The organism is Ruegeria sp. AM1 (assembly GCF_056540745.1).
The window spans coordinates 928,491-947,842 of sequence record NZ_JBQFXH010000001.1 but is presented as its reverse complement, the minus strand read 5'-3'; the positions used below and the strand labels follow the sequence as shown (position 1 = coordinate 947,842).

The window sequence follows — 19,352 nt, the reverse complement described above, 5'->3', positions numbered from 1 at the left end:
TAAAAAGTTCTTTACCGACTCGCTAAAATATGAGAACAAAAGGTCAACAAAGGATTAAAGCTCTGACCGGAGGTGAGACCATGCTGACCCAGATTAAGACCGCTTTCAGCCGTTCGCAGGCCACGTTTTTGCAGGATGCAGCGGGTGCGGTATCTCTGGTGGTTATGCTGGTGATTGCCCTTCACCTGCCCGCGGGGTTCTAAGCCTTTCTGCCTGCGATCTCGTGCCGATTAAGCCGCGCTGTCATCCCCATTTCGATCAAGGGTGACCTGTCTGTCCCAATTCCCTTGAGGGGGCCATGCCTCGGCCCCGCGCGGTTATCCGGACCCCACACGAGACACGCATATCCTGCCGCCGCCCTTTCGCCCGGAAGGTGCGGCGGTTTTTTTTATAGCTGCCCGGTTTTGAGAATTTCCAGCATTGCCGACAGGACCGAGTTCACCGCGACTGAGGCAAGTATCATCCCCATAACGCGGCTGATTATGGCTGTGCCAGAATGTCCAATTAAACGGATGATCGGTTCGGCCAGCAACATCAGGACAAATGCACAAGCCAGCACCGACAGCATGACCAGTGCAGTGATGCTCTGATCCACGGCGCTGAATCTGTTGTTATCCGTCAAGATCACCACGGCAAGCATCGCACCAGGCGAAGCAAGGGACGGAACAGCCAGCGGAAAGATGGCCGGATTATGCTTGTGGATTTTGTCGTCTTTGTCGTCCTCGGCGAGTTGCTGTTCGACGTCTTGCTTACTTTCGCCAAAGATCATGGTCAGCGCGAAGAGAAACAGGATGATGCCGCCAGCCACCTGGAATGAGTTGAGGCCGATATCCAGCGCTTCGATCAGTAGTTGGCCAAAAACGAGAAAGAACAGCAGAATTCCGGCGCTGATCAGCGAGGCCAGCAATGCTGTGCGACGGCGCCGGGCCGCTTCAAGCCCCGCGGTGACGGCGATGAATACAGGGATTGTTCCAATAGGGTCGATCACGACCCAAAGCGTTACGAAGTGTTCAAGCAAATTGTTCAACGGGCTTCCCCTCGAATGTCTTTGAGAGGTTAGACGCGTTTAGCAAAAAATGCCACGATTAGGCACAATTGGCCTGTTCGGCCTGCGCCATGGCTTCGGCGGTGGCATCCAGCGCCAGCAGGATCGAGGCGTGGCGGTTCTTGTAGTCGCGTGCGGGCATCAGTACCTCAAGAGCGTCAAACGGAGCATCTGGTGCCGGTCCGCCGTTCTTGAGCATCTCTGACAACTGATCGTGGGCCGTATCGACTTGCGCCCGCGTCGCGCCGATGATTGCCTCGCCAACAACAGCTGCCGAGGCTTGACCCAGCGCGCAGGCTTTGACGTCCTGACCGAATTCCGCGATGCGTCCATCGCGCACCTTGACGTCGACGGTGACCGTCGACCCACAGAGGGGCGAGCGTTTCTTGACGCTGGCATCCGGGTCTTTCAAGCGGTCCAGATGCGGAATGTCCGCAGCAAGGGCCAGAATACGACCGGAATATAGCTTGATCAGATCGGTTTCGCCCGACATGGCTTTCCCTCGTTAGCTGTTCCCCATACATAGTGGCCATGTTCTGGGATGCAAAAGGTTTTTACCATGTCAAACACTGCTCGTTTCGACCCGTTGACCCTGAAATACAACGATGCTGGTCTGGTTCCTGCCATCGCTCAGGATGAGCATTCGGGCGAGGTGCTGATGATGGCGTGGATGAACGCCGAGTCTATCGCGCAAACGCTGGCAACAGGGCGTGTCACCTATTGGTCCCGGTCGCGACAGGCGTTCTGGATCAAAGGCGAAAGTTCGGGGCATGTGCAGGAACTGGTGGATTTCCGGGTCGATTGTGATCGCGATTGCCTGCTTGTTGTGGTGAAACAAACTGGCCCGGCCTGCCACACCAACCGGCGTAGTTGCTTTTACACCGCGATACGTGATGGCGATGAAATAGAGCTGATGTCCCCCATGACCTAAGCGCGCGACAGCGTGGCAGAACTGTCCAGCCCGACAAGGCGGCGGATATCATCAGGTGTCGCGCCGTCCTGCCGGTATTTCATGATCGCCCGCGCATCATCGCGTTTTGCCAACCGTTTCCCGGCCTCATCGCGGATCAGGCGATGATGCAGATAATCGGGGCAGGAAAGCCCCAGAAGATGCTGTAAAAAAATATGAATTCTGGTTGCCTCGAATAGGTCCTGACCGCGGATTACATGGGTAATCCCCTGTGTGGCATCGTCCAGAACCACGGACAGATGATAAGAGGTCCCCATACCTCGGCGGGATACAACGACATCGCCGATGGTCTGCATCATGTCCTCGGCGGTGAAGCTAACCAAACCGGTTTCTACGTCTGGTCCGTGACCAAGCTCCTGAAATGCCGCTTGGCTGTCGAACAGCTCACGATGCGTGCGGATCGCTTCGGCCATATTCAGCCTGAGCGCGACATCTCTGGGGCGTTCGCCCAGCTCCGATGCGGTCCAGGTTCTGCGACAGGTGCCCGGATAGATAATCCCATCAGGGCCCAGCAGCGGGGCACCTTCCTGCGGGGCGCTTGTCGCCGCCGCGATATCGCGACGATTGCAGGTGCAGGGGTACAGCAGACCGCGCTGCCAGAGTGTGTCCAGCGCTTTGTCATAGATATGCATGCGCTCGGATTGACGCAGAACTGGTTTTGGCCATGTCAGGCCAAGCCATGCGAGATCGTCATAGATCTGATCTTCCCACTGGTTGCGCGATCTGGTCTGGTCGATATCCTCGATCCGCAACAGAAACGTCCCGCCCGCGCGCTGTGCCATGTCATGGGCAACAAGGGCGGAATAAGCATGGCCCAGATGCAGAGGACCGGTTGGCGATGGGGCAAATCTGGTGGTAAAGGTCACGACTTTTCAACAATGTAAACGTCAGATTTCAAGTCAAGGCCGGGCAGGTGAGGGCCATATTCCCGAAACAGCAGCCGGGCCGACCCCATGTCCAGCCAATCGCTCAGGCGCGAGGTATATGTGTGGTCTTCCAGCGTGTGATCGTTGAACGAAAACGCCAAAAGCCCCGCATTGGGCAGAGCCTTCATGAGCATGTCGAAGGTATCCGGTGGTGCTGCACCTGCGCCGATCACTCCGATCGCGGTCACGGCCCGGTATGCGCCTTGCGGCACAGGGGCGGGGTCCGTGATCTCGAAGGTTGAGAGGTTGCGATACACGCCTTTGGCGGCCGCACCGTCAAGCATCTGCTGTGTCGGGTCCATGCCATCGATGACTTCAAATCCGGCCGCGCGCAGGGCCACGCCGGACAGGCCGGTGCCGCATCCAAAGTCGAGGATCGGTGTCTGCGCCTCGGGCAACTTGTCCCACAGTGCCTCGGCCACACGACCGGGTGTGGCATATCCATGGGTGCCGACCTCATCGTCATATGAGGCAGCCCATTTCTGATAATGTTTCCGCGTTTCCTGCGGTGTGCTCAGATCATAGGTGCTGTCGAGGAACTTTTTGCTCATACAGACATGTTAGGCGCGGGCTGGGGTATACGTCCAGTCAACCACTCTGACCAGGCCGCCTTGGCGCGGTCTGTATAGGCCTTGTAGCGATCCTTGCGCCCACGGCGGCCACCTTTCAGACCCTCAACGGGGCGGAAAAGGCCAAAGTTCACGTTCATCGGCTGAAAGGTTTTGGCCTCGGCCCCGCCGGTAATGTGATGGATCAGCGCGCCCATCGCACTGTCCTGCGGCACCGGAGGCAGCGGTTGCCCCAATATCTCAGCAGCAGCCAAGCGGCCTGACAGCAACCCCATCGCAGCACTTTCGACATAGCCTTCGACGCCGGTGATCTGTCCGGCAAAACGGATGTTGGGCTTGGATTTCAGACGCATTTCCGCATCCAGCAGCGTGGGTGAGTTGATGAATGTATTGCGATGAATGCCACCCAACCGGGCAAAGCTGGCATTCTCAAGCCCGGGGATCATGCGAAAAACTTCAGTCTGCGCGCCGTATTTCATCTTGGTCTGAAAACCGACGATGTTGAACAGCGTACCCAGCGCGTTATCGCGCCGCAGTTGGACCACCGCATAGGGTTTGACCTCGGGCTGGTGTGGATTGGTCAGGCCGACCGGTTTCATCGGCCCGTGCCGCAGCGTTTCACGACCGCGTTCGGCCATCACTTCGATCGGCAGGCAGCCGTCAAAGTAACCGGCGGTTTCACCTTCGTGGAATTCCGTTTTGTCGGCGGCCAGCAGGGCGTCGATGAAAGCTTCGTATTGATCGCGATCCATCGGACAGTTCAGATAGGCGGTGCGTTCTTCCTCGGTCTCGCCCTTGTCATAGCGTGATTGCATCCACGCCCGGCTCATATCGATGCTTTCGGCATAGACGATCGGGGCAATGGCATCGAAGAACGCCAGCGCCTCGGCGCCGGTTTGGGCGCGGATCGCATCGCCCAATGCGGGCGAGGTCAGCGGACCGGTGGCAAAAACCCACTGGCCGTCATCGGGCAGGGTGGTGACCTCTTCCCCGGTGACGCTGACCCGCGGATGCGCATGCAGTCTGGCGGTGACCGTTTCGGCAAACGGATCGCGATCCACGGCCAACGCCCCGCCCGCCGGCAGACGATGGGCATCGGCTGTTGTCATGATCAGACCATTGGCAGCACGCATTTCCCAATGCAGCAGCCCGACGGCGTTTTGCTCATCATCATCCGAGCGAAACGAGTTCGAACACACCATCTCTGCCAGATTGCCGGTCTGGTGGGCAAAGGTGCCGACCTTTGGCCTCATTTCGTGGATCACCACGTCTACGCCCATCTCGGCAGCTTGCCATGCGGCTTCGGACCCGGCCATGCCGCCGCCCACGATATGCAATTTCTGTGTCATGAGCAGCCAAATAGGGCAGCATGCAGGCATGCGCAATGACACAATCGGGGAAATGATATTAAGGGATTTTTGGGGTCGCCGCTGCGGGAACGTTCGCGCCGGTGAGAGAAACCAGCCTGGAGGGACCTTCCGCCCACGGCGACCCAAAAGTATATCAAGGCCTCAGCCTTGTCTCACCATTGCCACAGTGTCGCCCATTTGAAAAGTGCAAAAATGAGAACAGTCGATAAAATTATGTATCACCTTTGCGTCATTGCGGCCAATTTGGTGATCGTTTTTCGATAAATGCCGAAATCCCTTCTTCTGTGTCGCGATACAGCATATTCTCGGTCATTACCTCTTTGGTATAGGCATATGCCTGATCCAACGGCATTTGTAGCTGCTGATAAAATGCCTGTTTTCCGATCTTTACAGCGGCTCCCAGTTTGGACGCCAGCTGCTCGGCCAGGGATACGGTTTCGTGTTCCAACAGCATTTCGGGTACGACGCGATTGATCAGGCCCAGTTCAGCGGCGCGTTCGGCCGAGATGAAATCGCCGGTTGTCAGCATCTCGAACGCGTGTTTTCGGGGGATGTTCCGGCTGAGGGCAACCATCGGGGTCGAACAGAACAGGCCGATATTGACGCCATTTACCCCAAAACGTGTTGTTTCTGCGGCAACGGCCAGGTCACAGGTCGCCACCAACTGACAGCCCGCCGCCGTCGCGATACCGTGGACTTGCGCGATGACAGGCTGAGGTAGCGACTGGATGGACATCATCATCTGCGCGCAACGTTCAAACAGATCCCGGAAATAGGCACGCCCGCCATCTTCGGCCTGACGACCCTCTGTCATCTGTTTCAGATCGTGGCCAGCGCAAAAGGCTTTGCCCGCGCCGGACAGGATGACGGCGCGGATGGAGGTATCCTCCCGCAGCGCATCGAACTCGGATTGAAGGGCGGCCAGCATCTCATCGCTGAGAGCATTCAACCGTTCGGGTGCGTTCATGTTCAGGCGCGCAACTGCGCCCGTGTCGTTACGTTCCAGAATTGCCATCTTGCCCTCCCGCTGGCTGTCTGGCCAACTCTAGGTTGGTACAGCAAAGAGGGAAAGCATGTCGTTGGTTTTGAACAAAGAGGACCTGTCGGCCTATCTCGCAGAGGTTTTTCCTCAGGTGCATAAGGATTTTGTCGTCGAAGATCTGACGGAAGACACGATCAGGATGCGCATGGTCATCGAAGAGCGTCATCTGAGACCGGGCGGCACCGTGTCAGGGCCTTCAATGTTCGCTCTGGCCGATGTCAGTATCTATGCCATGGTGCTTGCGCGCAAAGGGCGGCAGTCTCTGGCGGTGACAACCAATTGCTCTTTGGACTTTCTGCGAAAACCTGACGGAGATGTCGATATTGTCGCTAAGTGCAGGTTGCTGAAGCTTGGGCGTACATTGGCAGTTGGTGATGTTCTGATCTACTCAGACGGCGCAGACTTGCCCGCAGCGCGGGCCAGCATGACCTATTCCATCCCTCCCGCAGGGTCCGCAGCGGCTGCATTTGGATGAAAAAAGGCCGGGAACAAGTCCCGGCCAGGAAGAGGTCCCGAAATGGGACTGGGGATAAGTTAGCTAAGCCAGAAATAACGTCTGACTTCGCGATCGGCTTCGAATTGCGTCAATCCAACGTCTCGCAGCAGTCGGGCATCCAGGTTGCCCAGATTGACGCGGCTGCGACGCCGACGTTCCCATTTTGTGACGGTCGCCGCAAACTGCACGGCCAGTGCAGCGATCAGCGGCAGCCGGGGACTGTCGTTAAGCAGCAGAAGGGCGGGTTTGTGCATTGCGCGTGTCATGATGGGTATCCTTTCAAATTGTATTGACACAAAGCGTTGATGTTCGATATGTTTACTTGATACATTCGAAATTGTGTCGAAAGCAAAGGAAGAATTGTAATGGATACAATTTGGCCCGACTCGTTGCCGAAATCTAAAGGTCCCAAATACACTCTGGTTGCCGATACAATCCGAAAAGCTATTTATAACAATATCTTAGACGTTGGATCAAAGCTTCCGCCGGTGCGAGAACTTGCCTATAGGTTACAAATCACACCCGGCACAGTTGCCAGAGCATACACGATTCTGACCGATGAAGGTTTGCTACAAGCCGAGGTCGGACGTGGTACATTTGTCGCGCCGCCCAAAACGCCTGTGCCAGACGATATCTGGGCACGGCAAACTGAGCCACCAGAGACTGATGCGGTTCGCTTGTTTAGTCCTCTATTGCCGGACGTGGGGCAGGTATCTGCCGTTCGGGCTGCCCTGATAGAGGCTTCCAAAGGTCCTGCAGAGGATTTTCTGAGCTATCCCAGCCGCGATGCATACCGGCCAGTTCGACAAGCCGTTGTTGACTGGTTGAGTGACGTGCCCCTGGGTGTTCTGAAGGAAAGTGATGTCATTCTGTCCCACGGAGGGCAAAATGCTATCTCGTTGGTTCTGCAAACGATCTTGAAGAACCCATCGCCAACGATTTTGGTCGAGGATCTGTCTTATGCGGGATTTCGACGATCGGCACAAATACTGCGCGCAAATGTCGTTGGTGTTCCAATGGATGAGCATGGTGTGTTGCCAGAAGCGCTTGATGCCGCAGCGCGCCAGACGAAGGCGCAGGTTTTTTGCACCTCGCCCGAAGTTCAGAACCCCACGGCCACCCATACTCCGGTCGAGCGTCGACAGGCACTTGTGCGTGTGGCCCGCAAGCACGGGATGGAAATCCTGGAAGACGATTGTTATCGCATCGGCGATGCCCGCGCACCAAGTTACAGAGCGCTTATGCCGGAAAGCGGGTGGCACGTAAGCTCTATTTCCAAGACTCTGACACCCGCGTTGCGGGTTGGATTTGCCATCGCTCCGCGCGGGCGCGGCAATGAGCTGCGGCAGGTGGCAGAGTATGGTTTTTTCGGTCTGGCCCGCCCATTAGCCGAGGTTGCGCGGATCTTGTTATCTGATCCCCGTAGCAAGCAATTGGCGCAGAATGTCCGGGAAGGTGTGGCAGAATATGTCATGATCGCGGTGAATACCCTGGGTGGTTTTGATCTGAATTGGCATTGCGATGTACCTTTTGTCTGGTTGAAGCTGCCCTCGGGGTGGCGGTCCGCTGCGTTTTGCCGTGCTGCAGAATCGGAAGGGGTGCAGATCAGGTCTGCAGATGAGTTCGCCCTCCGCGATGGTCGCGCGCCTCATGCGGTCAGGATCGCAATAAATGCACGCGTCGCCAAAAGCTCGTTTGAGAGCGCGATGCAGCGCTTACGAGCCCTGCTGGATAACCCGCCGGAGCAGATCAGCGTTTAAGGTTGATCCAAAAGGGCAGGGTCCCCGAAGAACCCCGACAAATGTAGGATTTGCGCAGCATCATCCAATCGCGCAAAGTCGTGACCTGTCACAAGGACCGAGCCGTCCGGCGCAACCATGTGCCACCTGAAATGGACGACGTCATGATGGGTGTTCGGTTCGCTTGTGATCTCGACCAGACCTCGGGTTTCTTCAAGCACCCGACCGATATGCGCGCTCAGGTTCGCGCGCCCAGTGATATCTGCTGTGGGGTCGACATAGCGACCGTGCTCAGCGAAACAGGCGGTAAGCAAATCCAGCCGTCGATCCGGGTTCTTTTCCTGCCATGCTGCACCATAAGTGCTGATTGTCTGGTCGAAATCCGGCATGTAGCTCTCCATTGTTAAGGCGGGGTGCATAAGAATGGTCAGCATCAATTGACTGCGGAACTATGGTAAATATTGGGGTAAAATAATACCTATTTTTTAACTGTATGAAATCAAACAATAATTACTTGTTTGTGTGTATTGACCCAACACGGCACCCCCTCTAAACACGCTCCATCGAATTCGGGCCGCTCTGTCTTAGGGCGGTCTTTCACATCAAACAGGACTATCCTGCCATGAAAACCTTTTCTGCAACACCTGCAGACATCGACAAGAAATGGATCCTGATCGACGCCGAGGGCGTTGTTCTGGGCCGTCTTGCCTCGATCGTCGCCATGCGCCTGCGTGGTAAGCACAAACCGTCGTTCACGCCGAACATGGACATGGGCGACAATGTCATCGTGATCAACGCTGACAAAATCCAGATGACCGGCAAGAAGCGCGAAGAAAACTTCTATTGGCACACTGGCCACCCGGGCGGCATCAAGTCCCGCACCAAGCAGCAGATCCTCGAGGGTGCCCACCCCGAGCGCGTCGTGACCCAAGCGGTCAAGCGCATGCTGCCGGGCAACCGCCTGTCTCGTCAGGTTATGACCAACCTGCGTGTTTATGCCGGTGCCGAGCATCCTCATGAGGCGCAAGCGCCCGAAGTTCTGGACGTAAAGTCCATGAACAAGAAAAACACCCGGAGCTAATGACCGATGGCTGATCAGATCAATACTCTCGAAGAGCTGAGCGCCGTCGCAGGCGTTGAAACCGTGGCCGAAGAAGTCATTGTGCGTGAACCCGTACGTGACGAGCTGGGTCGTTCCTATGCAACCGGCAAGCGTAAAGACGCTGTTGCCCGCGTTTGGATCAAGCCAGGTTCCGGCAAAGTCACCGTGAACGGCAAAGACCAAGACAAGTACTTCGCGCGTCCCGTTCTGCAGCTGATCCTGCGCCAGCCGTTTCAGGTTGCTGGTGTGGAAGGTGAGTTCGACGTTGTCGCAACCGTCAAAGGCGGTGGCCTGACCGGTCAAGCCGGTGCGGTTAAGCACGGCATCTCGAAAGCGCTGCAACTGTACGATCCGTCGCTGCGTGGCGCCCTGAAAGCCGCTGGCTTCCTGACCCGCGACAGCCGCGTTGTTGAACGTAAGAAATACGGTAAGCGCAAAGCGCGTCGTTCGTTCCAGTTCTCGAAGCGTTAATCGCAACGACAATCAAAGTATTAACGGCCGCAGTATCCTGCGGCCGTTTTTTTGTGTTGGCTTTTCCAGCTGTCAACTGCTGGAAAAGCCGTTTGAGGTTACTGTTGAGACATAAGGGTGCTTAGTTCTTGAACTCTGGTGACAACCGTTTCAGGGGCAGCTTTGATGTCATCGAGAATCTCAATGACCTGTGTTTTTACATCTTGCGTCAGTGTGCTGTCCTGAACCGATGCTACCATCGCATCATAATCAAACTGCTGCGCCGTCAGCATGCCTTGTTGCACCCAGCTGTTAAGCAGGTCTTGACCTTGACCAGCCAATGCAGCGACTTGGTCGCCAGCCTGAGTGGCAAGCTCGGTTGCGGTTTCTCCAGCTTGGGTCGCAGCCTCGTTAGCCTGCTCTGCAATGCTCGATGCAGCTTCGCTGGCTTCGCTTGTTGCGGTTTCAATCGCTTCGCTGGCCGTTTCCTGCGCGGCTGATGCCGTTTCGGTTACCGCTTCACCAGCATTTTCAGTTGCGGATTGTAGTTGTTCGCCCGGAGTTAGTTCGGGCTGGTTGATGTAAAAATACGCGCCGACGCCAATGACGACGATGATAATAACAAGAAATAGGCGGGACATCGTGATCTCCTTTGAAACATGTGCCGCTGAGATGGGAAAAACCTAAGCGGTATCAAAGGGGAAAACCCGAAGAACCATTGCAGCTCAGCGATTTGAGCCATGCCGCGCTGATCCGGTCACTCAAAAGCGGCAAGTTCACGCCACTGTAGCACAAGCGAGCGATGCACAATGACCGTCGCCGTTGAAATATCTGCCAAAGCTGAATAGTGGCGGAGAGACAGGGATTCGAACCCTGGGTGGGCTTGCACCCACAACGGTTTTCGAGACCGCCCCGTTCGACCACTCCGGCACCTCTCCGCGGGGGTCTGTGAGGGGGGGATTTAGTGAGGAACGGGCAGGGGTGCAAGTGGAAAATTCAGGATTTCGTCAAAGCTTGGATTTTCCATTGCCTGCGCATCGAAAAGGCCTAGGCTGCGTATTATGGCTTACTTTATCCAACGCTTTGTTCTGATCCTGTTTGTACCGTTCGTCGCGCTGGCGACATTTACCTTGTCGGCATCGGCCGCCAGCAGGGATCAGATCGAAGCTTTCCTGACGACCACAGGGTTTGACGTGGCCCTGGAAAGCATCGCATTTGCATCCGCTTCCGCGCCCCGGATGCTGGGGGTTGATCCCGACGGATTTGGCTCGGACTGGACCCGTCTGACCGAAGAGGTCTTCGATACAGGTGAGATGCATGAAACAGCGGTGTCCATACTTGAACAGACGCTGAGTGACGAAGCGCTGACCCATGCGGTCGAGTTTTACGCCTCTGATCTGGGACAGCGGTTGGTTGAGGCCGAAAATGCGGCTCATATGATTGAGGATGATGAGGTCAAGCAGGAGGAGGGTCAGCAGATCGTGGCGGATCTGGTCAAGTCAGGCTCGCAACGCGTCGAAAGCTTGAAGAGGATGAACCAGGCCATCGATTCCAGCGGCACTGCACTGCGGGCGCTTCAGGAGATTCAGCTTCGGTTTCTGCTGGCGGCCAGCGCCTCAGGAGTAATTGACCTTCAGTTCAGCTCGGAAGAGCTGCGTGAACTTATGAAACAGAATGAGCCTCAGATGCGCCAGTCTCTTCAGCTTTCCGCGCTGGCGGGGGCTGCGTATACCTATCAGGATTTCTCGGATGAAGACGTGAGCGCTTATACCAAAGCGCTGGAACAGCCTCTGATGCAGGAGGTTTACGAGCTGTTGAATGCCATTCAGTACGAGATCATGGCCATGAGATTCGAGGTATTGGCGGCGCGGATGGCCGATCTGCATCCGGCTCAGGATATCTGATGCGCCTGGCTTTTACTTTTTTGTCGGCCATCGCGATATGGGCCGCGCCGGTTTCGGCTGGCGAATATGTCAATCGCCTGACAGCTGCGCTGCAGATTGATGATGTTGTCGAAATCTTTCAGGATGAAGGACTGGCGCAAGGGCGTGAGCTGGACAAAACGCTGATGGAGGGTGCCGGAGGTGCCTTTTTTGAGACGCAGGTCCAGAACATCTATGACCCGGTATGGATGCGTTCGGTGATTTCGGATGCAATGGCCGAAGGGATGAGTGAAAGCCATCTGGAACAGGCCGCGATCTTTTTTGAAAGTGATCTGGGTCAGACGCTCATCACGCTGGAAAACACCGCACGCCGCGCATTTGCTGATGAAACGGTCGAAGAAATGGCGCAGGCCGCATATGAGGATATGGGGCGGGACAGTCAGCTGTATCAGTTGGTGGACGAATACGTCGAGGTCAACGATCTGATTGACCAGAACGTGCAGGGCGCATTCAGTTCTGATTTTCGCTTCTTTCGGGGGGTCGCTGACGGGCAGGGGCTGGTGCTGGACGATGGCGAGGTGATTGCCGGGCTGCTTGCGCAAAAGCAAGAGACCGAGGACGCGACGCGGGACTGGGTATATTCCTTTCTCTTGCTTGCATATCGGCCGCTGGACGAAGAGCAACTGCGCAAGAACATCGCCTTTTCCCGGACCGAGGCCGGACAGGCCTTTAGCGCGGCGATGTTTTCCGGGCTCAACAGCATGTTTGATGAGATATCATATAAGCTTGGTCTGGCCGTTGGCGGTGTGATCAACGGTTCCGAACTTTGATGCCGGTTTTCGGTTGACTTTCCGCTCAGGAGTTTAGATAAGCGCGCATCCCGGCCGGATCTTCCGCGCCGGGTCTCGTTATTATTTGATCCTAGGGCTTATTCCGACGGGTCGTCACACAGCCCGAAAAGGGCGCGCTGTTCGAGGTGGCTTTCAGGTTTCCTGAGGCCGAAACACCCAGATGGGGACCACAGAACGCGGGTATGAAAAGGAAAGACGCATGTTTGCGGTCCTCAAGACTGGCGGCAAGCAGTACAAGGTTCAGGCGGGCGATCTGCTCCGTGTTGAAAAGCTGGCTGCCGATGCAGGTGAAACAGTTCAATTCAACGATGTTCTGATGCTGGGCGGCGACGCACCGGTTGTTGGCGCACCTTTCGTTGAAGGCGCAGGCGTTCAAGCCGAAGTGATCGAACAGATCAAAGGTGACAAGGTCATCAAATTCGTCAAGCGCCGTCGTAAGCACAGCTCGAAGCGTACCGTTGGCCATCGTCAGAAGCTGACCCTGGTCAAAATCACCGACATCCTGTCGTCGGGCGCTGACAAGTCGGGCATTAAGGCTGCAACCGGCTCTGCACCGGCTGGCGAAGCTGCTCCTGCAGCGAAAAAGCCTGCTGCCAAGAAAGCAGAAGTCAAGGCAGAGGCACCTGCCGCCGCAGTTGCTGCCGATGATCTGACCAAGCTGAATGGTGTCGGCCCTGCCGCTGCCAAAAAGCTGGCTGAGGCCGGTATCGAGAGCTTTGCTGCTCTGGCCGCCTTGTCGGACGAGCAGATTGCTGCTATCGACACCGTCAAAGTGAAGCCCGAATGGGTTGAGCAGGCCAAAGAACTGGCCAAAGGCTAAGGAGAGAGAGAATGGCACATAAAAAAGCTGGCGGTTCCTCCCGTAACGGTCGCGACTCAGCGGGTCGTCGCCTTGGCGTGAAACTCTATGGTGGCCAGGCGGCCATCGCAGGCAACATCATCGTACGTCAGCGCGGCACCAAGTTCTGGCCGGGCGAAGGCGTAGGTATGGGCAAAGATCACACCATCTTTGCAACCACCGATGGCGCCGTGAAGTTCCATAAGGGCCTCAAGAATCGCACCTTCATTTCGGTCCTGCCAGTGGCGGAGGCCGCAGAGTAAGCCGAAACCCAGAAGGTTAATCAAAAATTCATGGGGGACCGGCAGAAAATGCCGGTCCCCTTTCTCGTTTTCAGGAGCGGTCTCATGACCGAAGTGATCACAACCCAGCGTCTTGCTCTGCGCCGCCCTCAGATGGGTGACGCGATGGATGTGGCGCGGATCATGAATGATCTAAACGTGTCGCGCTGGCTGACCCGTGCGCCCTTCCCGTATACTCGTAAGGATGCGATCAGTTTCATTACACGGAACAAAGGGCGTTCTGGGAACACGTTTCTAGCGTTCCGCGACGCCCGGCTTGTTGGCTGCGTCGGTACGGAACGAGAGTTGGGTTATTGGATCGCGCCTGAGCATTGGGGGCAAGGCATCGCCTCCGAGGCTGCAACGGCTATGATTACGCGCTATTTCGCAAAGGGTCAGGCACGTTTGAAGAGCGGTTACTTTGTTGGTAACCGAGCGTCGCATCGCGTTCTAAGAAAACTGGGCTTCGTTGCAGGTATGCTGGAGCAGGCAAACTGCCCGGCGACTGGCAAACAGCATTCCCTGCGCAGAATGTACCTGAGCCGCAGGCGGTGGGAGGGAGTGCAATGACCGTTGCAACCACCAGTTTCCTGATCTTTGCCGCCTCTCAGGTCGGCACGCCGGGACCGGCCAATATGGTCCTGCTGGGAACAGGTGCGCGCTATGGGTTTCGGGCGGCGTTGCCGTTTGTGGGCGGCGTCATTCTGGGTAAGCAGTTGATTATTTGGCCCGTAGGATTTGGCCTGCTACACTTGGCCGAGCAGGCACCGATGGTGTTCTCGGTGCTGAAATATGCCTCGGCGGCTTACATCATGTGGTTGGCCTGGAAAATCGCCAACACCAGGTTGTCTCGGCAGGCGAGTGAGGGCGCGGCACCCAGCTTTTGGGCGGGTCTGATCGTGCATCCGCTGAACCCCAAGGCCTGGGCCATGATCATTGCGGGTTTCACTGGTTTTGTCGCCACAGGAACGCCAAGTTTTGAGGCTACGATCACAATCGCTCTCTGTTTGTTGTTTTGTCAGGTGCTGCTTCATCCGATCTGGACATTTGCAGGTGATAGAATTGCCCACATGGTTGAAGGACGGCCTGCGGAAAAATATCTGATGTGGACGTTAGCGAGTCTCACTGTTGCGTCCGTACTTTTTGTGTTGTTCGGAGGAGGAACGCACTCATGAAACTTGAGACAATAATAAATCAGCCGGTCATTGAAACCGAGCGTTTCGATCTGCGCCCCCTGCGCCGGTCGGATATGGGTCTCATCGAGCATTATGCAGGTGACGAACGCGTGGCGCGTATGACCACCACGATCCCGCATCCATTGCCCCCGGGCTCGATCGAGGCTTTCGTCAACCGGGCGATGGCAGATGAGCGCGAAGAGGATGTCTGGGCCATGGATGCCACCAAGGATGGTGGCCCCGAACTGATCGGCCTGATCTCGCTGACACGGCTGGATCGTAACCAATCCGAAGTAGGATACTGGGTTGCGCCGATCTATTGGAACACAGGTATCGCCTCCTTGGCCGTTGAGGTGTTGGTGAACGAAAACCCGCTGAAGAACGCGACCATGTTCGCCAGCGTGTTTCAGGACAATCCGGCCTCGGCACGGGTGCTGACCCATTGCGGGTTCCAGTACCTAGGCGATGCGGAAAGCTATTCGGTGGCGCGCGATGCGAATGTGCCCACCTGGACTTATACAAAGAAACTCTGACTTGTGGCCGGTGGGGCCTTTGCAGTAGGGGACACACATGAAATTTCTCGATCTTGCAAAGGTCTACATCCGGTCCGGGGCCGGAGGTAACGGCTGCGTCAGCTTTCGGCGCGAAAAATATATCGAATACGGCGGCCCTGATGGCGGCGACGGCGGCAAGGGTGGGTCTGTCTGGGCCGAGGTTGTGGACGGGTTGAACACACTGATCGACTTTCGCTATCAGCAGCACTTTTTTGCCAAGAACGGCCAGCCTGGGCGCGGTCAGCAGCGCACCGGCAAGGATGGCGATGACATCATCCTGCGCGTCCCGGTCGGCACCGAGATTCTGGACGAAGACGAAGAGACCGTCATCTGCGACCTGACCGAGGTTGGTGAGCGTGTTTTGCTGGCCAAGGGTGGCAATGGCGGCTTTGGCAACCTGCATTTTAAGTCAGCCACCAATCAGGCGCCGCGCCGCGCCAATCCGGGGCAGGCGGGGATCGACCGGACCATCTGGCTGCGCCTCAAGCTGATTGCAGATGCCGGGCTACTGGGCTTGCCCAATGCAGGCAAATCAACCTTTTTGGCCGCAACCTCGAACGCGCGCCCCAAAATCGCCGATTATCCGTTTACCACGCTTCATCCAAACCTCGGCGTTGTTGGTGTCGACAACGTAGAATTTGTTGTTGCAGACATCCCCGGCCTGATCGAAGGCGCACATGAGGGGCGCGGCATCGGTGACCGTTTTCTGGGCCATGTCGAGCGCTGCGCGGTTCTGCTGCATCTGGTGGATGGCACGTCCGAGACCGTGGCCGAGGATTACCGCACGATTATTCACGAGCTTGAAGCCTATGGCGGAGCGCTGGCGGAAAAGCCTCGGATCACTGTGTTGAACAAGATCGACGCGCTGGACGAAGAAGAGCGCGAATTAGCCTGTTCTGAACTGGAAGAAGCGGTTGGCGGTCCGGTGATGACCATGTCGGGTGTTGCGCATCTGGGCGTGACCGAGGTGCTGCGCGCCTTGCGGGCGCAGATTGACGAAAACCGACTGCGTCAGAAACCCACCGAGGAGGCCGAGCCTTGGCATCCCTGACCACGGCACAGCGCTTGGTCGTAAAGATCGGCTCCGCCTTGTTGGTGGACCGGGAAACCGGCTTGTTGCGCTCGGATTGGTTGCATTCTCTGGCCCAAGATGTGGCTGCTTTGAAAAAACGGGGCACGGATGTCATCTTGGTGTCGTCCGGTTCGATCGCGCTGGGGCGCGGTGTTCTGGATTTGCCGATGGCAAACCTGCCTCTGGAGCAGTCGCAGGCCGCTGCCGCAGTGGGTCAGATCAGGTTGGCGCGCGCCTATGAAGAAGCGCTGACCCCGCATGACATCAAGACCGCACAGGTTCTGGTGACGCTGGAAGACAGCGCAAATCGCCGGCGCTATCTGAATTCGCGGGCGACATTGGAAACACTGCTGAGCCTGGGCGTTGTTCCGATCGTTAACGAAAACGACACGGTGGCGACCGATGAGATCCGCTATGGCGACAACGACCGCCTTGCAGCGCAAATCGCGGTGACGGTTGGCGCAGATCAGCTGATCCTGCTCTCGGATGTCGACGGGTTCTATTCCGGCAACCCCAACGAGGATGCCACAGCCACCCGTTACGAGGTGATCGAACACATTACGCCCGAGATTGAGGCCATGGCAGGGGATGCCGGTTCGGGTCTGTCCAAGGGCGGAATGAAAACCAAGCTGTTGGCCGCCAAAATGGCGACAGCTGCGGGTTGTGATATGGCGATTACGGAAGGTTCGGTTTTGAACCCTTTGAAAACGCTTGAAAGTGGTGCGAACTGCACATGGTTCACGGCAACCCTTGATCCACATGCGGCGCGCAAGCGATGGATATCGGCGATGAAACCGCGTGGTGAGATCACGGTCGACGAAGGTGCGGCGCGGGCGCTGTCGAATGGCAAAAGCCTGCTGCCCGCTGGTATTGTCGAGGTGACCGGTGATTTTGGTCGCGGCGATCCGGTTGCTGTTCTTGCACCCGGCGCGCGGCGGCTGGCGCAGGGCCTCAGCCGCTATACTGCGCAAGAGGCGGATGCCATAAAGGGCCGGAAATCGTCTGAGATTGAGGCTACGTTGGGCTATCCGGGGCGAGCTGCGTTGATCCACCGCGATGACCTTGCGCTATGACCCAAAAACCAAACACACCGACCTGAAAGGGAGCTGACATGAAAGATCTGGACAATATCCCCGCCCTGATGGCCGATCTTGGGCAGCGCGCCAAAACCGCATCGCGCGAACTGGCTTTTGCAAGCGCCGAACGTAAGCACGCCGCGCTGATCGCTGCGGCCGAAGCTGTGTGGAACAACCGCGCGCAAATCATTGAGGCGAATAAGAAAGACCTCGAATTCGGCCGCGAAAAGGGCCTGAGCCCCGCGATGATGGACCGGCTGATGCTCGACGAGGATCGCATCCAGGGGATGGTTGATGGCTTGCGCGCCGTTGCGGACCAGACGGACCCGGTCGGAGAGGTTTTGGCCGAATGGGAGATGCCGACCGGCCTGAACATCCAGCGGGTCCGCACACCTTTGGGCGTGATTGGCGTCATCTATGAAAGCCGTCCGAATGTGACCGCAGATGCCGGGGCCTTGTGCCTGAAATCCGGAAACGCAGTCATTCTGCGCGGCGGGTCCGAGAGCTTTCATTCCTCAACCGCGATTCATGCCTGTTTGGTCGAAGGCCTGAGAGCTGCGAACCTGCCCGAAGATGCGGTGCAATTGATCCCGACGCGGGACCGGGCGGCGGTGCAGGAACTGCTGACCATGACCGACTATGTCGACGTGATCGTGCCGCGCGGCGGTAAGGGTCTGGTCGGGCTGGTCCAGCGAGAGGCGCGCGTGCCCGTTTTCGCCCATCTCGAAGGGATCGTTCACATCTATGTCGACAAGGCGGCTGACCCGCAAAAAACGCTGGATGTGGTGCTGAATGCCAAAACCCGCCGGACGGGCATTTGTGGCGCTGCCGAGTGTTTGTTGGTGCATCAGGACATTGCAGAGACGTTGGGCCGCGATGTCATTGCCGCCCTGCAGGCCGCAGGCGTGGAAGTGCATGCCGAAGGCGTTCTGGCGCGCGAAGGTGTCTTGCCTGCGTCGCCCGAGGATTGGGGTAAGGAGTTTCTGGACAGCATCATTGCCGCAAAACCCGTTGCAGATATCGACGCGGCCATTGCGCATATCCGTCAGTACGGTTCGAACCACACAGATTGCATCATGACCGAAGACGCCGCAGCGGCCGAGCGTTTCTTTGAGCGGCTCGACAGCGCCATTTTGATGCACAATGCCTCAACCCAGTTTGCCGATGGCGGTGAGTTCGGGATGGGGGCAGAAATCGGTATTGCCACGGGCAAGATGCATGCACGTGGCCCGGTTGGTGCTGCGCAACTGACCAGTTTCAAATATCTGGTACGCGGAAACGGAACAGCCCGCGCCTAGTATCTGAGGGCCACCTGGGTTGATGTTATTTCAACGGCAACCCGGCGCCCGACCTTGGATGCGGTGTCGTGCAGCAATGCAAACTGCACCTGTGCGGGCGTGACCTTGGTGGGAAAACGCCCGGTTGAGATATTCTTCCAAAGATCGGCATTCACGTTCAGCCGGTCCGCAGTCCCAACAACGTTCCACAGGCCGTCCTGCACCGAGATTTCGACCTCGCCCCCCATCGGCATTGCGCTTTCGCAGCACATGACCGCCAGAAAGGCGAGTTTGACCTGATTGCGCGGAACCGCTTCGGTCAGCGCCCAACGCACGCGCACGCGGCCTGCGTGTTCAACATCTTCCAGCAGGTCGGTAATCTCGGCACGGCCCAGTGGCTGATCGCTGGCCGATCCAAAGGCCACGCGAAAAAACCGGATGCGCGCACCAGCGCTGCCAACGCTGCCTGAGATCAATTCCATCTCGGGGCCTTGTACCGCGCCAACCATGTCCAACAGCTCCAGACCGTTGGTAATTGCCCCGATCGGGCTGATCAGGTCGTGACATATTCGCGAACCGATCAGTTCGGCCAGGTTGACGTCCGAGTCGCCCATGCGTACCTCCTGCTGTATCTGC

Annotated in this window: 26 protein-coding genes and 1 tRNA gene; 16 read left to right on the top strand and 11 right to left on the bottom strand. The window is 57.1% G+C overall.

Annotated elements, in window-relative coordinates; genetic code table 11:
- Window positions 1-80 precede the first annotated feature (80 nt).
- On the top strand, window positions 81-203 hold the full coding sequence (locus tag ACR0I7_RS04750; RefSeq protein ID WP_480508928.1) for a hypothetical protein: 123 nt from the start codon (window positions 81-83) through the stop codon (window positions 201-203).
- A gap of 185 nt (window positions 204-388) precedes the next feature.
- Here the strand turns inward: ACR0I7_RS04750 and ACR0I7_RS04745 are convergent, their stop codons facing one another.
- On the bottom strand, window positions 389-1,027 hold the full coding sequence (locus tag ACR0I7_RS04745; RefSeq protein WP_480508926.1) for a MarC family protein: 639 nt from the start codon (window positions 1,025-1,027) through the stop codon (window positions 389-391).
- A 58-nt stretch (window positions 1,028-1,085) separates the two neighbouring features.
- Complete coding sequence (locus tag ACR0I7_RS04740) at window positions 1,086-1,538, bottom strand: iron-sulfur cluster assembly scaffold protein (RefSeq protein ID WP_480508924.1); 453 nt, start codon at window positions 1,536-1,538, stop codon at window positions 1,086-1,088.
- Between the two features lie 48 nt (window positions 1,539-1,586).
- Here ACR0I7_RS04740 and hisI point away from each other — a divergent pair, with 48 nt between their 5' ends.
- The gene (hisI, locus tag ACR0I7_RS04735) at window positions 1,587-1,976 is read left to right on the top strand and encodes a phosphoribosyl-AMP cyclohydrolase (protein WP_480508922.1); all 390 of its coding nucleotides are present in this window, start codon (window positions 1,587-1,589) and stop codon (window positions 1,974-1,976) included.
- Here hisI and gluQRS read toward each other — a convergent pair.
- The 4 genes from gluQRS to ACR0I7_RS04715 form a co-directional block, all read right to left on the bottom strand.
- Window positions 1,973-2,881, bottom strand: coding sequence for a tRNA glutamyl-Q(34) synthetase GluQRS (gene gluQRS / locus ACR0I7_RS04730; RefSeq protein WP_480508920.1), 909 nt, complete (start codon window positions 2,879-2,881; stop codon window positions 1,973-1,975). The genes hisI and gluQRS overlap by 4 nt on opposite strands.
- Window positions 2,878-3,492, bottom strand: a complete 615-nt coding sequence (locus tag ACR0I7_RS04725) for a class I SAM-dependent DNA methyltransferase (RefSeq protein WP_480508918.1) — start codon at window positions 3,490-3,492, stop codon at window positions 2,878-2,880. Before ACR0I7_RS04725 ends, gluQRS begins: the two co-directional genes overlap by 4 nt.
- Window positions 3,489-4,859 (bottom strand): methylenetetrahydrofolate--tRNA-(uracil(54)-C(5))-methyltransferase (FADH(2)-oxidizing) TrmFO, encoded by a 1,371-nt coding sequence (gene trmFO / locus ACR0I7_RS04720; protein WP_480508916.1) that lies wholly within the window; start codon window positions 4,857-4,859, stop codon window positions 3,489-3,491. Before trmFO ends, ACR0I7_RS04725 begins: the two co-directional genes overlap by 4 nt.
- Window positions 4,860-5,109: 250 nt before the next feature.
- Complete coding sequence (locus ACR0I7_RS04715; protein WP_480508914.1) at window positions 5,110-5,895, bottom strand: enoyl-CoA hydratase; 786 nt, start codon at window positions 5,893-5,895, stop codon at window positions 5,110-5,112.
- A gap of 58 nt (window positions 5,896-5,953) precedes the next feature.
- Between ACR0I7_RS04715 and ACR0I7_RS04710 the strand changes: the two genes are divergently transcribed.
- On the top strand, window positions 5,954-6,397 hold the full coding sequence (locus ACR0I7_RS04710) for a PaaI family thioesterase (RefSeq protein ID WP_480508912.1): 444 nt from the start codon (window positions 5,954-5,956) through the stop codon (window positions 6,395-6,397).
- 59 nt (window positions 6,398-6,456) lie between these two features.
- Here ACR0I7_RS04710 and ACR0I7_RS04705 read toward each other — a convergent pair whose 3' ends face one another.
- A complete protein-coding gene (locus tag ACR0I7_RS04705; protein WP_480508910.1) occupies window positions 6,457-6,684 on the bottom strand; it encodes a DUF1127 domain-containing protein in 228 nt (75 codons plus the stop codon).
- Between the two features lie 99 nt (window positions 6,685-6,783).
- Here ACR0I7_RS04705 and ACR0I7_RS04700 point away from each other — a divergent pair, with 99 nt between their 5' ends.
- Window positions 6,784-8,178: an aminotransferase-like domain-containing protein gene (locus ACR0I7_RS04700; RefSeq protein WP_480508908.1), complete on the top strand. Its 1,395-nt coding sequence runs from the start codon at window positions 6,784-6,786 to the stop codon at window positions 8,176-8,178.
- On the opposite strand, the gene ACR0I7_RS04695 is transcribed toward ACR0I7_RS04700, so the two are convergent.
- On the bottom strand, window positions 8,175-8,591 hold the full coding sequence (locus tag ACR0I7_RS04695) for a nuclear transport factor 2 family protein (RefSeq protein WP_480508906.1): 417 nt from the start codon (window positions 8,589-8,591) through the stop codon (window positions 8,175-8,177). The genes ACR0I7_RS04700 and ACR0I7_RS04695 overlap by 4 nt on opposite strands.
- A 188-nt stretch (window positions 8,592-8,779) precedes the next feature.
- On the opposite strand from ACR0I7_RS04695, the gene rplM reads away from it, so the two are divergent.
- A complete protein-coding gene (gene rplM, locus ACR0I7_RS04690; protein ID WP_480508904.1) occupies window positions 8,780-9,238 on the top strand; it encodes a 50S ribosomal protein L13 in 459 nt (152 codons plus the stop codon).
- 6 nt (window positions 9,239-9,244) lie between these two features.
- Window positions 9,245-9,730: a 30S ribosomal protein S9 gene (rpsI, locus tag ACR0I7_RS04685; protein WP_039535473.1), complete on the top strand. Its 486-nt coding sequence runs from the start codon at window positions 9,245-9,247 to the stop codon at window positions 9,728-9,730.
- 98 nt (window positions 9,731-9,828) lie between these two features.
- Here rpsI and ACR0I7_RS04680 read toward each other — a convergent pair whose 3' ends face one another.
- Both ACR0I7_RS04680 and ACR0I7_RS04675 read right to left on the bottom strand, forming a co-directional pair.
- Window positions 9,829-10,350, bottom strand: a complete 522-nt coding sequence (locus ACR0I7_RS04680) for a hypothetical protein (RefSeq protein WP_480508902.1) — start codon at window positions 10,348-10,350, stop codon at window positions 9,829-9,831.
- 207 nt (window positions 10,351-10,557) lie between these two features.
- Window positions 10,558-10,647, bottom strand: a tRNA-Ser gene (locus tag ACR0I7_RS04675).
- A 123-nt stretch (window positions 10,648-10,770) separates the two neighbouring features.
- Between ACR0I7_RS04675 and ACR0I7_RS04670 the strand changes: the two genes are divergently transcribed.
- From ACR0I7_RS04670 to ACR0I7_RS04625, 10 genes are all read left to right on the top strand, one after another.
- Entirely contained in the window at window positions 10,771-11,613 is an 843-nt protein-coding gene (locus ACR0I7_RS04670) for a DUF2059 domain-containing protein (RefSeq protein ID WP_480508900.1), read from the top strand.
- Window positions 11,613-12,422 (top strand): DUF2059 domain-containing protein, encoded by an 810-nt coding sequence (locus ACR0I7_RS04665; protein WP_480508898.1) that lies wholly within the window; start codon window positions 11,613-11,615, stop codon window positions 12,420-12,422. The genes ACR0I7_RS04670 and ACR0I7_RS04665 overlap by 1 nt, the downstream gene beginning before the upstream one ends.
- A gap of 220 nt (window positions 12,423-12,642) precedes the next feature.
- Entirely contained in the window at window positions 12,643-13,263 is a 621-nt protein-coding gene (locus ACR0I7_RS04660) for a 50S ribosomal protein L21 (protein WP_480508896.1), read from the top strand.
- A gap of 11 nt (window positions 13,264-13,274) precedes the next feature.
- Window positions 13,275-13,544 (top strand): 50S ribosomal protein L27, encoded by a 270-nt coding sequence (rpmA, locus tag ACR0I7_RS04655; RefSeq protein ID WP_039535512.1) that lies wholly within the window; start codon window positions 13,275-13,277, stop codon window positions 13,542-13,544.
- An 84-nt stretch (window positions 13,545-13,628) separates the two neighbouring features.
- Window positions 13,629-14,132, top strand: coding sequence for a GNAT family N-acetyltransferase (locus tag ACR0I7_RS04650; protein ID WP_480508894.1), 504 nt, complete (start codon window positions 13,629-13,631; stop codon window positions 14,130-14,132).
- Window positions 14,129-14,737, top strand: a complete 609-nt coding sequence (locus ACR0I7_RS04645) for a LysE family translocator (RefSeq protein ID WP_480508892.1) — start codon at window positions 14,129-14,131, stop codon at window positions 14,735-14,737. Before ACR0I7_RS04650 ends, ACR0I7_RS04645 begins: the two co-directional genes overlap by 4 nt.
- Window positions 14,734-15,270, top strand: a complete 537-nt coding sequence (locus ACR0I7_RS04640) for a GNAT family N-acetyltransferase (RefSeq protein WP_480508890.1) — start codon at window positions 14,734-14,736, stop codon at window positions 15,268-15,270. The genes ACR0I7_RS04645 and ACR0I7_RS04640 overlap by 4 nt, the downstream gene beginning before the upstream one ends.
- A 37-nt stretch (window positions 15,271-15,307) precedes the next feature.
- On the top strand, window positions 15,308-16,342 hold the full coding sequence (gene obgE / locus ACR0I7_RS04635) for a GTPase ObgE (protein ID WP_480508888.1): 1,035 nt from the start codon (window positions 15,308-15,310) through the stop codon (window positions 16,340-16,342).
- Complete coding sequence (gene proB, locus ACR0I7_RS04630) at window positions 16,330-17,436, top strand: glutamate 5-kinase (RefSeq protein ID WP_480508886.1); 1,107 nt, start codon at window positions 16,330-16,332, stop codon at window positions 17,434-17,436. The genes obgE and proB overlap by 13 nt, the downstream gene beginning before the upstream one ends.
- A 38-nt stretch (window positions 17,437-17,474) precedes the next feature.
- The gene (locus tag ACR0I7_RS04625; protein WP_480508884.1) at window positions 17,475-18,737 is read left to right on the top strand and encodes a glutamate-5-semialdehyde dehydrogenase; all 1,263 of its coding nucleotides are present in this window, start codon (window positions 17,475-17,477) and stop codon (window positions 18,735-18,737) included.
- On the opposite strand, the gene ACR0I7_RS04620 is transcribed toward ACR0I7_RS04625, so the two are convergent.
- Window positions 18,734-19,330, bottom strand: a complete 597-nt coding sequence (locus tag ACR0I7_RS04620; RefSeq protein ID WP_480508882.1) for a histidine phosphotransferase family protein — start codon at window positions 19,328-19,330, stop codon at window positions 18,734-18,736. The genes ACR0I7_RS04625 and ACR0I7_RS04620 overlap by 4 nt on opposite strands.
- Window positions 19,331-19,352: the final 22 nt, after the last annotated feature.

Coding starts and splice junctions, on each gene's coding strand:
- ACR0I7_RS04710 (WP_480508912.1), top strand. CDS start 5,954: ATGTCGTTGGTTTTGAACAAAGAGGACCTGTCGGCCTATCTCGCAGAG.
- obgE (WP_480508888.1), top strand. CDS start 15,308: ATGAAATTTCTCGATCTTGCAAAGGTCTACATCCGGTCCGGGGCCGGA.
- ACR0I7_RS04625 (WP_480508884.1), top strand. CDS start 17,475: ATGAAAGATCTGGACAATATCCCCGCCCTGATGGCCGATCTTGGGCAG.
- rpsI (WP_039535473.1), top strand. CDS start 9,245: ATGGCTGATCAGATCAATACTCTCGAAGAGCTGAGCGCCGTCGCAGGC.
- ACR0I7_RS04715 (WP_480508914.1), bottom strand. CDS start 5,895: ATGGCAATTCTGGAACGTAACGACACGGGCGCAGTTGCGCGCCTGAAC.
- ACR0I7_RS04750 (WP_480508928.1), top strand. CDS start 81: ATGCTGACCCAGATTAAGACCGCTTTCAGCCGTTCGCAGGCCACGTTT.
- ACR0I7_RS04620 (WP_480508882.1), bottom strand. CDS start 19,330: ATGGGCGACTCGGACGTCAACCTGGCCGAACTGATCGGTTCGCGAATA.
- ACR0I7_RS04705 (WP_480508910.1), bottom strand. CDS start 6,684: ATGACACGCGCAATGCACAAACCCGCCCTTCTGCTGCTTAACGACAGT.
- ACR0I7_RS04680 (WP_480508902.1), bottom strand. CDS start 10,350: ATGTCCCGCCTATTTCTTGTTATTATCATCGTCGTCATTGGCGTCGGC.
- ACR0I7_RS04725 (WP_480508918.1), bottom strand. CDS start 3,492: ATGAGCAAAAAGTTCCTCGACAGCACCTATGATCTGAGCACACCGCAG.
- ACR0I7_RS04695 (WP_480508906.1), bottom strand. CDS start 8,591: ATGCTGACCATTCTTATGCACCCCGCCTTAACAATGGAGAGCTACATG.
- rplM (WP_480508904.1), top strand. CDS start 8,780: ATGAAAACCTTTTCTGCAACACCTGCAGACATCGACAAGAAATGGATC.
- rpmA (WP_039535512.1), top strand. CDS start 13,275: ATGGCACATAAAAAAGCTGGCGGTTCCTCCCGTAACGGTCGCGACTCA.
- hisI (WP_480508922.1), top strand. CDS start 1,587: ATGCAAAAGGTTTTTACCATGTCAAACACTGCTCGTTTCGACCCGTTG.
- ACR0I7_RS04645 (WP_480508892.1), top strand. CDS start 14,129: ATGACCGTTGCAACCACCAGTTTCCTGATCTTTGCCGCCTCTCAGGTC.
- ACR0I7_RS04640 (WP_480508890.1), top strand. CDS start 14,734: ATGAAACTTGAGACAATAATAAATCAGCCGGTCATTGAAACCGAGCGT.
- ACR0I7_RS04670 (WP_480508900.1), top strand. CDS start 10,771: ATGGCTTACTTTATCCAACGCTTTGTTCTGATCCTGTTTGTACCGTTC.
- ACR0I7_RS04740 (WP_480508924.1), bottom strand. CDS start 1,538: ATGTCGGGCGAAACCGATCTGATCAAGCTATATTCCGGTCGTATTCTG.
- ACR0I7_RS04665 (WP_480508898.1), top strand. CDS start 11,613: ATGCGCCTGGCTTTTACTTTTTTGTCGGCCATCGCGATATGGGCCGCG.
- ACR0I7_RS04700 (WP_480508908.1), top strand. CDS start 6,784: ATGGATACAATTTGGCCCGACTCGTTGCCGAAATCTAAAGGTCCCAAA.
- trmFO (WP_480508916.1), bottom strand. CDS start 4,859: ATGACACAGAAATTGCATATCGTGGGCGGCGGCATGGCCGGGTCCGAA.
- ACR0I7_RS04660 (WP_480508896.1), top strand. CDS start 12,643: ATGTTTGCGGTCCTCAAGACTGGCGGCAAGCAGTACAAGGTTCAGGCG.
- ACR0I7_RS04650 (WP_480508894.1), top strand. CDS start 13,629: ATGACCGAAGTGATCACAACCCAGCGTCTTGCTCTGCGCCGCCCTCAG.